Genomic DNA, 15,360 nt, shown 5'->3' on the forward strand with positions numbered 1-15,360 from the left:
TAGGTCGAAAGAAAAAATCAGTATATTATCTTGATAAATCGCCCTTTTCTATAGAAAAGGGCCACCATCAATCTATAATATATTTGTATTGTAAGAAATTGAGCTACAACTTTTTGGGGGTACCATACCCCTCCAGCTTTCCCCCTTACACCCCCATTTCCCTCACCCCCTCTGCTCCTTAGGCGGAGTGCGAAACAGGAAGATTTTTTTCAAAAATCTTCTTTGATATTGTGGATTACTTCGTAGATAGTTGGCCTTGTTCTTACTGATTTAAAATCAAAAGTCCCCTAAAAATCACAATCTAGTCCAAATTGGCATTTTAGACTTACTTGTCATCTTAGTAGTTACATTGTTTGCATTTAAATGTGGCTGTCAGTGTGATTTTCTTTACGGGTACTTTTTATTTTAAATCTCCCAATAAATTAGTTTCTTAGACCCACTTATGGCAATGTTTGTCGAAGGCAAACGAGCCTTAGGACTGATTTGTTGTTATATTTCTCTCAGAAAACTGACCGATATCCTCAAGGTCGGGAGATTTTGTAAATGGAGGTGCCGTTAAGAAAATCTCCTGACGCACGAGTGAATATTAAATTTCCGTAACTACTGAGATGTAGAGTAAATATAAAAGAAATATTTGGGCTAGATTGAGATTTTTAGGCATCGCAATGTCAAAATCACTAAGACTAGGGATAGCTAATACAAGGGGTTCTGTCTACCAAGAGTGGCTTGCCGCAGGCAAGCTTCTTATCATGCTCCCCGCTTTAGGGGCCGCCTGGGGGTGTAACGGGGAGGGGGTGCAAGGGGGAGCCCGATGAGGGACCATGCGGAAGGTCCCTTGGGGCTCCCCCTTGAGACGAAGATTCAATTGTATATAAATATTATTAAATATAAGAGAAAGTTACGAAGAACAATACTTAATAATATTGTATCACTAAAATAAAACACTCTTGGCCCTCCCCCTTTGGCGAAGTCATCAGCTTGATGACAATGATTCGTTATGAGATAAGATTACGAAGAATTAAAGTAAATAATAACCATTTATTAAAAAATAAAAAAAGGGGTTTTAGGGGGAATCCCCCTAAAATACCCATTATTTATTGTAAACACTAATCTCCCCACTATTATACCAATATATAAGCCCCATGCTTACCTTTTTTCCCAAGGCTTCTTCTAAGGCTTTTTTGTAGATTTCTAGCTGCTTTTTGTAGGCTTCTTCTCTTTTTATCCTGTCTGTCTTGAAGTCTATTAGGATTATTTCATCTTCTTTTTCAAAGATTAGGTCTATCTGACCATTTACGTAGTAATCCTCATACTGCATTAGGAAGGATTCTTCTTTTCTATATGGTGTTTCTTCCTTGATTAATTCTTTTATCAGATCATTTTGGAAAAATCCTAAAAATTTATCCACTTCTAAAAGTTTGGCTCCTTCTTTTTCTATTATTTGATTTTCTATTAAGATTTCTATTTCTGCTTTTAGGCTTTTTTTATCATATTCTTTCATTGGGAGTTTCTGAAAGACTTTGTGGATTAGGCTTCCCTTGTCTGTGGCTGAGTAGGTTTTTTCTTCTTCTATGAAGTCTGGTTTTTTGAAGTCTATATTTGAATAATTTTCCCCAAAGGATGATCTTTCGTAGCCTTCCTCTTCTTTGTTGAAGTCTTTGGCTATCTCTGTTACTGATTTTTTAAGGCTTTCGCCTATATCATCTGCCCCCTTATAGACAAAATCCATTAGGTCTTCTATTTTTTTATAATTTGCACTAGGTTTGATATCCTCAAATATTTTACCTATATCCCTACTTTCCCTGACTTTTTCATCTTCTAGGCTTTCAAGATATGATATATCTACTCGCTTATCAAAATCATCTGTAAAGTAGTCTTTAGCAAAAATTTCCTCACCTATCTTATCGAAGGATAGGCTTGAGAGAATCCAGTCTAGGTGGCTTGACATTTCAAGATAATCTACATTTTGATAAAGCTTTGCTAAAGAGCTTTGTGACTTAGTTCCTGTTATATATAGCCTTTCCTCAGCCCTGGTTAGACCTACATAGAGGATTCTCATCTCTTCTTTTTTGTCTTCTTCGATAAGCTTATTTTCAATTAGCTTTTTATTTATAGATGAGACCTTGACCTTGCTATCATAATCTGCCACATCAATTCCAATACCTAGCTTATCATCAAAAATCGCAAGTTTTGATGAGTGCATGTTTCTTATGGTCCTTGAAGAATCTGCAAGTATTACTACCTTAAATTCTAGCCCCTTTGACTTGTGGATGGTCATTATCCTTACCAGATCCTCTTCTTCAGATAAATCTCTTGACTGGTCTATAGTATCTTTTTGGGTCTTTGAAATATTTTCATAATAGGTTAAAAATCCATAAAGACCATTGTCATTAGCCGAGTCGTATTCTGCCATAAGGTCGATTAGGGATTCTATATTATTTATCCTATCAGCTCCCAAATCCCTTGCCATGAGGAAGTCATAAAGTCCAGTTTTTTCAAAAAGATAGTTAGCAAAATCAAATAGGGAATAGATGGCGAGTTTATTTTTTAAATCCTTTATGATCAGCTTAAAATTATCAATTTTTGCTTTTATTTGCTCATTGCCATCAAAGTTCTCAAAGCAATCATAAAACCTATATGACTGGGTCTTAAGCTTTATTTCTACCAGGTCATCTTCGCTGAAGTTAAAAATTTCACTTCTTAGGACAGAAAGAAGGACAATATCATCGTTAGGATTGGCAAGATATTTTAAAAGATTTATGAAAAAATTAACCTCTGCTGCCAAAAATGATACCTTTGATATGTCGTTAAAATAAGGAATATCTGCCCTTTTGAAGGCTTCTTCATATACATATGACTTATTTCCGCTTCTTAAAACAATTGCTATATCCTTATAGGCATAGCCTTCCCCTACTAAATCTCTTATGAGTTTAACCAGGTAATCTTCCTCATTTACAGCCTTATCAAGTACTTTTAGGCCTACTTTGGCATTTGGATTTTCCTTATCCCTTCCGAAATTTAACCTGTGGCCACCGTTTTTATAGTCAATGCCACTTGTCTCTTTGGTCATTATCCTGTCAAAGATATAGTTATTAAAATCTAAGAGCAGCTTATCAGTTCTGAAGTTTTCATTTAGATTTATCCTAACAGAATCTTCTTCCCTTTCGTATATATCAAGCTTTTCTAGGAATAAGTCAGGCCTTGCCCTCCTAAAACCATAAATTGATTGCTTGACGTCTCCTACGAAAAATAGCCTTCTTTCCCTCTTAAGCTTTTCTATTATATAGTTTTGAATTTCATTTGAATCTTGGTATTCATCGAAAAAGATATATTCAAATTTATCAACAAGCTTATTTCTTGCAGTTTCGTTATCTAAGAGCCTTATAAAATATTGCTCGAGATCGTTGAAATCCAGATAAGATTTGGCCTTTTTCTTCTGATCAAAGGCTTCCATAAAACGTCTTGTAAGCCTATTAATTTCTCCTAAGAGGATTTCTTCCTTATGGCTTGTAAGGCTTATAAGGTCAGAAGATGTATTTCTTACCAGATTTTTGAGCTTATCTAGAGAATTTTTATAGGAATTTCTGTCAGTTCTTAGGATACTGTAAAGGAATTTATCATCATTTTTGGATGAAGAAAGTCTTCCAAACTTTACCTTTTCTATTTTCTCTAAAAATTCTTCCCAAGAGTCAAGATTATTTTCAAGGTCTAAAAATATTGAATAATCTTCTGTCACAAGCTCTTGGAGTTTTTCTCTCATGTCATTTTCATTGGCCATGACTGTTAGCTTAAAAGCCTTATCCTTCATGTCCCTTAGAGCTTTTTTTGAAATCTCTTTAAGCTTGTCACCAATATTTGCTGACCTTGTGTTTTTATCAAGCCAAGCAAGTGGGTCAATCTGGCCGATTATCATGTTGTAAGTATCTTGAATAAGACCTTTGGCAGGTGAGTCATTTCTATTTTGGGCGAAATTTTCTAAAAAGATCCTAAAGTCATCTGTCATCTTTTCATATTCTTCATCAAATATTTCATCTATGGCATTTGCCCTCATAATAATAGATGTATTTTCTGTTAGGACCTTAAAATTAGGACTTAACTTATCAAAATAATAGAAATTTTCCCTAATCATATCAGAACAAAAAGCATGGAGAGTTTTAATTTGTGCAGTCTTTAAAAGCTTTATCTGTCTTTTAAGAAAGGCTGGGTCAAAGTCATCTGCCGCTTCTTCTAGCCTAGTCCTTATCTTATTTTTCATATCGATTGCTGATTTGTTGGTGAAGGTTACAATTATCATCTGATCAATATCTATATGATATTTCTTCATTAGGCTGATGATTCTTTCAACTAGGACAAAGGTCTTGCCAGAACCAGCTGCAGCTGATACTATTATATTTTTATCTTCTGTGTCTATGGCAGCTTCTTGGGCCTTGGTTTTTTTAATCTCTGTCATAAGCATCCCTCTTTACATCTTCTATATTTAGGGACTTGTCTATATCCCTAAACCTATCTGAATCAATTATCTCATCAAACTTGCATATGCCCCTATAATCGCAATAGGTACATTCTTTTCTTTGCTTATCTTCCCTGACAGGCCTTAGGTCGATTAGGCCTTTTTTGATATTTTCAATAATTTGTTTTATCAAATCTTTTGCAAAATCTGTCAAGATTACAAAATCTTCTGGGCTTACAATTTCATTTTTCTTTGGGTCAAAGACTGCAAGCTTATCTTTGTCATAGTCCCTATCCATAAGCCTAATTACTTCTTCATTTACCTTAAGCAAAAGGCCTGTCATCTGGAACTTATCTGCTAGGATTTCCTTGAGATTTTCTTGATCTGTAAGTGAAACCTTATCCATTTTTTCTATCTCATCCCTAAGTGGCAAGTAGAATGAAGCTACAGGTTTAAAATCTTTATCACTTGCTGCCATCATGTAAACAATTAGCTGAAGGTCTAGGCCATTTAGGACATTTACAAGTTTAAAACTCTTGGCCCCTGTCTTATAATCTATAATCCTAATTAAATCTCCTGCCTTATCTATCCTGTCAATCCTGCCCCTTAGGTAGTTTTCCCCATCTATATCGACCTGGTCAAAAAATCCTCCCTTATCGAAGCTTTCCTCAAATGCAAAGAGTTTAAAGTCTGACCTTTTAAGACCCCTTTTGATCTCCCTTGCATTTCTCTTAGCAGAATTTAGCATATTTTCAAGGATATAGGCATTTTTAGGAGAATCTTTTCTCAAGGTTTCTAAATTTAAATCAATACCTTCTTTGAAATTTTCTTCTAAAAGCTTATCGAGTTTTTCATCTGTGATATCGTCGATATTTTCTTCTTTTAATAATCTTGAAAGCTCTTCAAGTGACTTGTGGACGATATTTCCTATTTCCATCTGGTCTATGTCAAAATCTTTTTCAACATCAGGTCTTAGGCCGTAGGAGATAAAATATTTGTAAGGACAACGTGAATAAGTTTCAATTTCTGAAACTGAATAGGCCCTTTTCCCATAAAGCTTGCCAGCAAGGTCTAAATTAAGCGGAGCCTTGTCATTGGTAAAAAAGAGTCCCTTAAAGATTGAATCATAGATTTTCTGATTGTCGGTTTTTTCTAAATTATCTTTTAAATACTTGATGAAATCTAGGCTTAAGTCCAAGTCTTCCTTACTTATTTTTTCATTCTTCTTAGCTTTTTCCAAATTTTCTAGGGCAAATTTCTTAAGGCCTTCCTTAGAATATGCAGCAAGACTAGGCTCAAGTTTTGTAATTGATTTCACTTGCGTCTGAGGGAAAATATTTAAAATATCATTTAAAACCAAGCTTTTCTTAAGTTCTTTGCCTGACTTATCTGCCAGCGCATAGGAAAATATCAATTTATCAGATCCTACGATTATCTTATAAAGGCTTAGTTTTTCAAGACTTTCCATGTCCTTATCGTATAATTTAAGGTCTATCCCACGCTTTTTTAAGTCTTCCTTCTCATCATCATTTATGATAAAATCCCTAGACTCTCCTGATGGAAAATAGGCATCATTAAGGCCTAAAATTATATTTATCTGCTTATTTGAAACCCTCTCCCTCTTAAAATCACTTACTATAAGGTGGTCCTTGGATGGTGGAATTAGGCCAATTTTAATGTCCTTAGTCACGGCTTCTATTAGGTTATAAATCCTGGCAAGAGAAGTCTTTCTATCTCCCATAATTAAAACTAATTGGTCTAAAATCTCTATAAATTTATCCCAAATTTGTTCATTTTCTCTATAATCATCAAGGGCTGCAAGGTCCTTTAAGTCTTCCTGAAAACTTGTAATGGCAAGTCTTATTGATGAATCAGAAATCATCTTATAGATACCTTCAACAAGGTCTCTTGTATTTCCTTCATTATCTAAATTTACTAAAAGTTCTAAAATCTTTTCCCTTACCCTATTTATGGCCTGGTATTCTTCTTCCTTTTTCTTAAGCTTTTCTTCTCTTTTTGGATCATTTTCCAAAAACTTTTCATAGAAATCATAATCCAGGATAAAATACTTATCATCTTCAAACATGGCACCCGCTATATTTCTTTTGCCAATAAATTTGATGAAGATGTGGCAATCTTCCTCGTAAGTTTCACCAAAATCAATTAGCTTAGAATTTAGTATATAATAGAGGTCTTCTTTTCTGTATTTATTAACCCTAAGCCTAAGGAGGGCAAGGAAGGTCTTTATAATGTGATTATCACTCATCTTCCTACGCTTATCCAAAAATATAGGGATGTCATACCTATCGAAGGTCTTAGCTAGAATATTTTCATATTCGCTATTTTCTGTCATGTAGATGGCAAAATCATTGTATCTTAAGTCCTTACTTTTTATTAATTTATTGATAAGAAGGGCAATATTTTCCACCTCAGTCCTTGTCGATATAGACTCTAAAACCCTAATATTATTAGGCTTATCTAGATATGGCCTTGGGTTAAAAATATCAAAGTTATCTAAGAAGTGGTCAAGGTCTGCCTTATTTTCCGTATTTTCCATTTCTATAATTGCACAATTAAAATTAGATCTAAGTTTTTTATAAAAGCCAAAGGCTGGGTCAAATATTTCTGCTCTTGGAAGGGCTTCATTTAGATTTTTAGGATCAAGATTAAGGCCGATAGTAATATCAATATCCTCCCTTGCAAGGGCAGATATAACCTCAAGTTTCCTTTCCTCCATATAGTCAAACTTATCAAAATAAAAGTGATAGTCCTTTAGAAAGTCTGCATCCTTAATGGATTCTGCTAAAAGAGAGGTCATGTCCTCACCATCAATAAATTTTCCTGAAAGAGCTTCCTGGTAGGCACCAAGAATTATCCTTATTTCCTCGAATTTTATCCTGCTGGCCTCATCTATTTCAGTATCCTTAATACTTTCAAAAAAATCTTGGTCAAAATTATTATCCTTAAAACTTGCAATCAAATCTGTAATCGAATTGATGAAGTCGATATTTCCATAGGAATTTTTGAAAAGAGTGAGCTTATCATTTAAATCGTGCATTATATTTGTAAGTATCATGAGCTTGCCTTCCTTATTTAGGAATTTTAGCTTGGCAAGGCCCGCCCTATCTAGGAAAAAGGCCGCAAATGATGAAAAGGAAAGGACCTTAGCATCCATTACTGAAGAAAATCTGATATTATTTATGAAGTCTATATCAGTCTCAAGGGTGTATTGCTCAGGGACTATAAGGATTGATTTTTGGCCAGCTTCAATCCTTTTTTCTATTTCCTTGTAAATATATAGACTCTTGGCCTGGTCTTTTTTTGCTAGTATTAATGAAATCATGCTTTCACCTCTATCTTTGAGCCATCGCTTGGCTCGTAGCTTATCAAAATCTTGGCATCGATGGCATCTTTTAATTCATCCACGTGAGAAATTAGGCCAACAAACCTGTCATCCTTAGAAATTTCTTCAATAGCCCTTATGGCATTATCCAGAAATTCCTTAGAAAGGGTTCCAAATCCCTCGTCTATAAATAGGGTATCTATCCTGATTCCCCCATTTTCTGCTCCAATTTCATCAGAAAGGCCAAGGGCAAGGGATAGGCTTGCAAGGAAGGATTCCCCACCTGAAAGACTTGTGGCTGGGCGGCGCTTGCCTGTATTTGCATCTAGGATTTCTATGTCAAGGCCTGCCTTGGACCTATTATCAGTCGCTTCCTTTTTCCTTATCATAGTAAATTGACCATCTGTCATCTTATTAAATCTCTTATTGGCAAAGTTAAGAACCCTATCAAAGTAGACACTAAGGATGTAGGTTTCAAAGTCAATCTTCTCCCTTCCCTTATTGGCTCCACTTGTCCCGCTTGCAAGATCGGCAAGTCTTGTAAGACTAAGAGACTTATTCTTTTCCTTTTCAAATTCATGGCTTATGGCTCTTATCTCAAGGCCCGCCCTTTTAAAGGAAGATAAGCCTTGGTTTAGGGATAGTTTTCTATCAGCTAGAGCCTTTGCCTTTTCTTCAAGGTCTATAATTTTCCCTTTAAAGATTTCTAAATCTATGATTTCAAGGTCTTTAAAATCCTTTAGATTATCAAGATTAGCCTTTAGTCTGTCAAGATTTTTGAAATATTCTTCGTTTGCTCTTTTTAAAAGGTCGAACTCATCAAATTTATCAAGATAAACCCTGTAGGCATCCTCATTTTCAAATTTTTCAGATACTTTGTCCTTAAATTCTTTTTTGTAGGCTGTGAGATTTTCTTTATTTTCTGAAAGAGTTTTTTCAAAGGATCCAATTTCTGCCTTAAGACTTGAAAGGGAAAGTTTTATTTCTTGGTCGCAGGCCTTAGTCTTTTCTATAAAATCACTTGCATCTTTTATATTTTTCTCAAATGACTTTATTTCAGCTAATAGGTCTTCTTTTTTAAGGCCCTCCATTTTCTCCTTCTGGCCAAGGTAGGCGATTTTTAACTCTTGGAGGCGGTCTAGCTTAACATTTATTTCTTTTAAAGCTTGGGCTAGCTTTTCTTTTTCAAGGCCCAAGGTCTTCCCCTCTTCCTCTGTCTTTTGTAATAACTTATCTTTAAGGTCAATCTCCTTTTGATTTTTAGCTAAGAGGTCATCATAAGATTTGACAAGGTCTTCATTTTCCTTTATAAGACCCCTTATATTTTCAAAGCTATCGTCCATTTCCAAATCTTTGATATTTTTATCAATAAGTAGCCTAATCTTTTCAAAGGATAGGTTAAGGTCATTTAACTTTCCAACTATCTTATCAAAGTCTAAGCCCTCTGACTTGTGAAGGGGGATTTTTTCTTCATGCTTAGTCCCACAAACAGGGCAAATCCCATCTTTATTTAGTCTTTCAATAAAATAATTTAGCTGGTCAATTTCCCTATCTAGGCTCGCTTTATCTTTTAAGTTAAGATAATTTTCTCTTTCCTTGCCTAAGCTTTCAATATCTTTCTCATAGGCCTTGTTTTCTATAAGCCTTGCCTCATCTTTTTTGAGACTTTCAAGCTTATCTTCTCTGGCCCTTAATTTTTCCTTAAGTTCTAGGCCTTCTTCCCTAAGTTTCGCCTTATCTTCACGGGCTTGTCCATAGATTTTTCTTAAGTTTTCTAGATTCTCATCTATATTTTTTATCTTTTCTTCTAAGTCTTGCTTTTCTTTTTCAATAGTTTTTATAGATTCGTAGGCTTTTTTATTTGATAAAAATTCGCCAAGAGCTTGGTAGGTCTTTTCCTTTTCTGCTAGACCAAGTTTATTTTTATCTAGATTTTTGGCAAGGTTGTCTATCTTTGCCAAGTCTTTTTCTAGATTTTTTGCTTCATCATTTTTCTCTTCCAAAAGTTTTTTATCCGTCTCTAGGCTTTTAGTTAAATTTTCTATTGCTCCCTGAGTCTTTTCTATTCTTTCCTCATAGATTTTGATTGACTTGGCAAAGCTAGCTAGATCTAGGTCGGATTTTTCTTTGGATTTTTCTTCAAAATCCTTATACAAAAGATTATAAGCCTCTTGTGATTTTTGATAAGATCTAATATTCTCATTAGTATTTTTAGACTTCTCTAAGTTCCTATAAGAATTTTTTATATTTTTATCTAGTCTTTCTTCTTCCTCCTTAAGTTCATCCAACTTAAAAGTAAGGTTATTTTCATTGGCCTCTATTATTTTAAGGATATTTTTAAAATCAAGGGCCAAGATATAATCCCCATTTATGACTTCTTTTAAAATTTCATCATAAGATATAATATTTGATAATTTATCATCAATTTCCTTAATTTTATTCTTGCTTGTCTTGGCCCTTTCCTTGAGCCTATCTGTTATATCCCTGTATTTTTTGGTCTTGAAAATATCAGAAAGTAAGGCTGCCTTTACATCTGATTTAGCTGATAAAAACTCCTGGAACTTGCCCTGGGCTAGGAGCATTACCTTTGAGAATTGGTCTACATCAAGACCCACTATCTCCTTAACTATGGGCTCTACATCCCTTGGCTTATCTGCCAAAAGCTTCTTCTCACCGCTTATATCAAAAAGACTTGCCTTATGGCCTAGATTCCTTGGCCCCCTGGCCCCCATGGACCTTTGATTAGGGTATCTTTCTATAAGATAAGTCTTTGACCCAATTTCAAATTCAAATTCAACGAAAGTGTCCGGATCATCTTCCTTAAGATAGTCACTCCTCATATTTTCTTGGCTTATTTCTCTAGGAATAGATCCATAAAGGGCAAAGGATATGGCATCAAATATCGTAGTCTTGCCAGAACCTGTAGGGCCTGATATGAGAAAGATTTTCTTATCAAAAAACTTGGTGAAATCTATTTCTATTTCATTTTTGTAGGTCAAAAAACCTCGCATTTTTAGTCTCTTAGCCTTCAAAATCTTCTCCAATCACTTCTTTTAAGATTTCAACTTCTGCCCCTGTAAGCTTTCTACTGTCCTTAAAATCGACAAAGTCAGCAAAAAGCTCTAGGGGATTTTTATTGTCTAGGTCTATATCAAAGCTTTCCCCATCAAGGTCAAAGACAGACTTATTTGCATAATTTATAAGGACTGCATTTGGAAACTTGGCCTTAAACTTGGCCATGGCATTTTCAACTGTCGCCTCATCATCTAAGATAAATTTGATATAAGAATCTGACGGATCTTCTCTAATCAAATCATCAAAAAGCCCCTGCCTTACTTCAAATTCTCTAAGAAGCTTTATAGGGATTTTTTCTATGTCAAGGCTATCTTTTTTAAGGTCAACTAAAGTCACAGACTTATTAATATCCTTCTTATCAAAGGAATAAGGCATAAAGGTCCCGGCATATCTTATCTTTTCTTCCTTGACAAAGTGGGCGGAATGAAGGTGACCTAGGGCCACATAGTCAAATTTATCAAAAAGACTAGCATCCATCATGTCAGACCCACCGATTACAAGTGGCTTTTGGCCCTCATTATAGGCTGTCTCTAGAGTACTCTCGCTATAGGACGCATAGCAGTGGGTGATTAAGACACTTCTATCCTTATAATCTATCCCCTCAAGGGCAAGCTCATAAAGCCTAGTAAAATCATCAAGCTTTTCCCCAAAAATGACCTCTCCCTTGGCCAGGGACATGAAAGGTAAGAGGTAAAAATTAATAGGGCCCTCATCATCAAAAAGTGTGACCTTATCCCTATTAAATTCACCTGCTAGGTAATATTTATTAGTCTTATAAAATCTTTTGTTGATATCAAGCCTTTTGGCTGAATCGTGGTTACCAGCTATGGCAAGGACAGGTACATCAAGGTCAAAGACGATTTTTTCTATAAAATAATTGTAAAGATCAAGGGCCTCTGCACTTGCAAGGGCTGTATCAAAGATGTCTCCTGCAATCATGACAGCTTCGACCTTTTTCTCTTCAATAATTTCTAAGATTTGATCAAGGACATATTTCTGATCTTCCAAGAGTGAAAAATTACCCAGACTTTTGCCAATATGAAGGTCAGATAGGTGGAGGAGTTTCATCTCTTATCCCTCACAAAAGTAAGGGTATCAGGCGTAGAATTATAAGGGTCATACTTATAATCATTGATAACAAGCTCTTTAACCTGGTCAATATCTTCGATTTTATTTTTAATAATCTCCCTAAGCATAGCTCCCCTTGCCTGCTTCATGTAGGAGACAATTGATTTAAGCTTGCCATCACGATTTTCCTTAAAATCAACAGTGATAAACTTATCCTCATCTTTTAAAAATGTCCTGATGGTCTTGGTATATTCCTTAGATGCCAGATTTAAAACTAGGTCATCATCTTCAAAAAGCTTATTATAGATGTCCTTGCCCCAAAATTCATAAAGGTCATACATGGTATTGTCAAAATAAAGCCTATAATCACGAATCCCTGTCATCGGCTTAAGAAGGCCATATAGGGCTGATAGGATATAAACATGATCGTTTAGATAAGCTAAATCATCAAAATCCTCCATCTTAAATTGTTTAAAAACAAGGCCATCATATGAAAAAAGCGCCGGATTTTTAAGCTTGTCAAAATCAAAATCTTGGAAATCATAATAGGCCTTCTCGGTCAATTTATCGTTGGTCCTATTGAGGTTACCCATCTCATTCATAGAAAGCTTCTTAATTTTATCAACTAAAACCCTAGTCTTATCAGGAAAAAGCAGACCCTCTGTATCTATATTATCAAAATGTTTAAAACTTTTGGCTGGTGAAATAATAATCTTCATAAAAATCCTTTCTTTATATATTAATATTATAACATATGAGGACACAAAAAAGACCCCTTTTTATTTAGAGATCTTTTTCTTTAGCTTATCGCTTATTAACTTTATTAGGCCTGTAATCATTAATGAGATTATGGCGAGTACTACTATGGTTCCGCCTGGTTTTAGGCCGCCGTAGTAGGATATGGTAATTCCTAAGACCATGAATATTAGGGAAAATATTAGGGATATGATGTAGGTTTGCTTGTAGGATTTGGCTATTATTAGGGCATTTGCTACCGGTATTACCATTAGGGATGTGATCATCAAGGCTCCTACTATCTTTGCTGAAATTGCAATTGTTAGGGCTGTTAGGGCTGTAAATATTGAATTAATAAGTGCCACCCTTACTCCTGCTAGCCTTGCCATTAGGGGGTTGATTGATATATAAAGCAGGGCATTGTAGAGGTAGAAGGATGCTAGGCTTACTAGGACAAATATTATACTAACCATGATCAAATCACTAGATGATACTGTTGTTATTGAGCCAAATAGGTATGATTCAAAGGATTTGCCTCCTGGGGCAAAGTCTGAAAGGATTGCCGCAAGGCCTATGCCTAGGCTCATTATGATGGCTGTGGCCATGTCGCCAAATTCTTTAAATTTTTTCCTGATTAATTCTATTGCAAAGGCTGATATTATACAGATTATAAGGGATGTCCACATGGGATTTATTGACATAATTAATCCCATAGCTATACCTGCAAGCGATGAGTGGGAAAGGGCATCTCCTATCATGGATGTCTTTCTATTTATCATGACCATACCTATCATGGGAATGATTAGGGCAAGCATTATTCCTACCCCTAGGGCCCTTCTCATAAAATCATAGTTTAACATATGACTCCCTCCCTTAATCTAAATATCTTATCCACATAGTCGCCTAAAATTTCCATCTCGTGGGTTATCATTAAAATTGAAATCCCGTGATTGGTGTTTAGGTGGACTAAGAGTTTTAGGAAGTCGTCTTTGGACTTTTGGTCAATACCTACTGTTGGTTCATCTAAGACTAAAAGGTCAGGGTTTGCTACTAGGGCCCTTGCTATCATTACTCTTTGGGCTTGTCCGCCTGATAGTTTGTTGAAGGGCCTATCTATTAGGTTTTTGATATTTAGGCTGGTAAAGATATTTTCTACATCTTCCTTGTTAGATTTTTTAAGTTTTTTGAAGATGTTAAAATCCTTGTAGAGGTTTAGGCTTACATATTCCCTACAGGTGACAGGAAAGGCGATTTTTACAGAATCATTGACCTGTGGGACATAGCCTAGTTTGTCATAATTTTTAAAATCTTCTATGTCTATACCAAAAAGTCTTATAGACCCCTTATCCTTTTTAAGTCCACCTAGAATTAGCTTGATGAGGGTTGACTTTCCCGATCCATTTTCTCCAGAAATTACGGCAAAGTCACCCTTTTCAAGACTTAAATTTACATCTTTTAATATTAAATTTTCATTATATCCAAATTTTAGTTTTTCTATTTCTATAAGCTTCATGTATATATTATGCTTTTAATATAGGATTATGCTAGAGATTTGTAGATATTTTCAAGGTTTTCTTTGATTATATCTTGGATTTTAACTTCCTTATCTAGTTCTTCTTTGCTTGCAAATTCCATGGTGTTAAGTGGAGCTACTTTTGCGCCAATTTCATCAGCTATGGTCTTTGCTGCTTTATCTGAACCGCCTGCTTCATAAAATACTGTGTTTAATTTATTTGCCTTAGCTAGGTCTGTAACTTCCTTCATAGCCTTAGCATCTGGATCATCTGTTGATGTTAGGCTTGCAAGCGGAATTTGTTCTAGGCCAAAGTCTCTTGCTATATATCCGAAAGCTTGGTGAGGAACTATAAATTTCTTATTTTCTACTTTAGAGAATTTGTCTTTGTATTCTTCGATTATTCCATCAAGGTCTGCTGCAATTTTTTCGTAATTTTCTTGGTAATAATCCTTATTTGCTGGGTCAATTTCTGATAATTTATCAGCTATTACCTTAGCTTGGGCTTTGACATTTACTGGAGATAGCCAGGTGTGTGGGTCAAATTCTCCATGATGGTGGTGATGGTGACCTTCTTCGCCTTCTTCATGATCATGATCGTGGTCTGCGTCTTCGTGGTCATAGTCGTGGTCATGGTCGGCATCTTCATGGTCGTGATCGTGGTCTGCATCTTCGTGGTCATGGTCATGGTCGTGGTCTTCTTCACTTGCCTTGATTAGGTCTAAATCTTTTGAAGTATCTACCATTTCTATATTGAGACTTTCTTCTACAGAATCTTTCCATTCTTCCATGCCAGCACCATTTATAAATAACAATTTAGCTTCAGATAATTCTGCCATATCCTTAGCAGATGGCTCCCAGCCGTGAGATTCGCTTGTAAGAGAGTTGAAAGCTTTTACGTCAAATTTATCTCCAGCTATTTGTTTTGTTAGATTGTAAATAGGATAAAAAGATCCATAAATTTCATTGCTTGCTACTTCCTTATCAGTTTTTTGTGGCTCTTCTACTTGAGTCTTTGTATCTGCTTCTTGTGCTGGTTTATTACCACAAGCTGTGAAGGCTAAGCTTAGGGCTATTAACATTAATATATTTTTATTTTTCATATTATTCTCCTTTATGCAAGTTATTTGCATTAAGTATTATATAATAAATTACCCCTCTGTCAAATAAAAAGTA

8 protein-coding genes are annotated in these 15,360 nt (G+C 35.2%); all 8 read right to left on the bottom strand.

All coding sequences use genetic code 11. The annotated features are described in order from the left end of the window. Positions 1–1,090: 1,090 nt before the first annotated feature. The 8 genes from NH286_RS05785 to NH286_RS05820 are packed head-to-tail and all read right to left on the bottom strand — an operon-like array spanning position 1,091 to position 15,287. Positions 1,091–4,450, bottom strand: coding sequence for a UvrD-helicase domain-containing protein (locus NH286_RS05785; protein WP_265237543.1), 3,360 nt, complete (start codon positions 4,448–4,450; stop codon positions 1,091–1,093). Beyond that, positions 4,437–7,793: a PD-(D/E)XK nuclease family protein gene (locus NH286_RS05790; RefSeq protein ID WP_265237546.1), complete on the bottom strand. Its 3,357-nt coding sequence runs from the start codon at positions 7,791–7,793 to the stop codon at positions 4,437–4,439. Before NH286_RS05790 ends, NH286_RS05785 begins: the two co-directional genes overlap by 14 nt. Beyond that, positions 7,790–10,825: an AAA family ATPase gene (locus NH286_RS05795; protein ID WP_265237549.1), complete on the bottom strand. Its 3,036-nt coding sequence runs from the start codon at positions 10,823–10,825 to the stop codon at positions 7,790–7,792. The genes NH286_RS05790 and NH286_RS05795 overlap by 4 nt, the downstream gene beginning before the upstream one ends. After that, entirely contained in the window at positions 10,815–11,936 is a 1,122-nt protein-coding gene (locus NH286_RS05800; RefSeq protein WP_265237551.1) for an exonuclease SbcCD subunit D, read from the bottom strand. The genes NH286_RS05795 and NH286_RS05800 overlap by 11 nt, the downstream gene beginning before the upstream one ends. Next, a complete protein-coding gene (gene yaaA / locus NH286_RS05805; RefSeq protein WP_265237553.1) occupies positions 11,933–12,655 on the bottom strand; it encodes a peroxide stress protein YaaA in 723 nt (240 codons plus the stop codon). Before yaaA ends, NH286_RS05800 begins: the two co-directional genes overlap by 4 nt. A 60-nt stretch (positions 12,656–12,715) precedes the next feature. Further along, positions 12,716–13,531 carry a metal ABC transporter permease gene (locus NH286_RS05810; protein ID WP_265237555.1) on the bottom strand — a complete coding sequence of 272 codons (816 nt, stop codon included), beginning with the start codon at positions 13,529–13,531 and terminating at the stop codon, positions 12,716–12,718. Next, positions 13,525–14,184, bottom strand: coding sequence for a metal ABC transporter ATP-binding protein (locus tag NH286_RS05815; RefSeq protein WP_265237557.1), 660 nt, complete (start codon positions 14,182–14,184; stop codon positions 13,525–13,527). The genes NH286_RS05810 and NH286_RS05815 overlap by 7 nt, the downstream gene beginning before the upstream one ends. A 26-nt stretch (positions 14,185–14,210) precedes the next feature. Then, positions 14,211–15,287 (bottom strand): metal ABC transporter solute-binding protein, Zn/Mn family, encoded by a 1,077-nt coding sequence (locus tag NH286_RS05820; protein WP_265237559.1) that lies wholly within the window; start codon positions 15,285–15,287, stop codon positions 14,211–14,213. Positions 15,288–15,360 lie beyond the last annotated feature (73 nt).

Origin of the sequence: Anaerococcus sp. NML200574 (assembly GCF_026131665.1) — a bacterium.
In the GTDB taxonomy this organism is placed as follows: domain Bacteria; phylum Bacillota; class Clostridia; order Tissierellales; family Peptoniphilaceae; genus Anaerococcus; species Anaerococcus kampingae.

Bases quoted from the DNA above. Each gene is read 5' to 3' on its own strand.
- NH286_RS05785 (WP_265237543.1), bottom strand. From the start codon at position 4,450: ATGACAGAGATTAAAAAAACCAAGGCCCAAGAAGCTGCCATAGACACA.
- NH286_RS05790 (WP_265237546.1), bottom strand. From the start codon at position 7,793: ATGATTTCATTAATACTAGCAAAAAAAGACCAGGCCAAGAGTCTATAT.
- NH286_RS05800 (WP_265237551.1), bottom strand. From the start codon at position 11,936: ATGAAACTCCTCCACCTATCTGACCTTCATATTGGCAAAAGTCTGGGT.
- yaaA (WP_265237553.1), bottom strand. From the start codon at position 12,655: ATGAAGATTATTATTTCACCAGCCAAAAGTTTTAAACATTTTGATAAT.
- NH286_RS05810 (WP_265237555.1), bottom strand. From the start codon at position 13,531: ATGTTAAACTATGATTTTATGAGAAGGGCCCTAGGGGTAGGAATAATG.
- NH286_RS05815 (WP_265237557.1), bottom strand. From the start codon at position 14,184: ATGAAGCTTATAGAAATAGAAAAACTAAAATTTGGATATAATGAAAAT.
- NH286_RS05820 (WP_265237559.1), bottom strand. From the start codon at position 15,287: ATGAAAAATAAAAATATATTAATGTTAATAGCCCTAAGCTTAGCCTTC.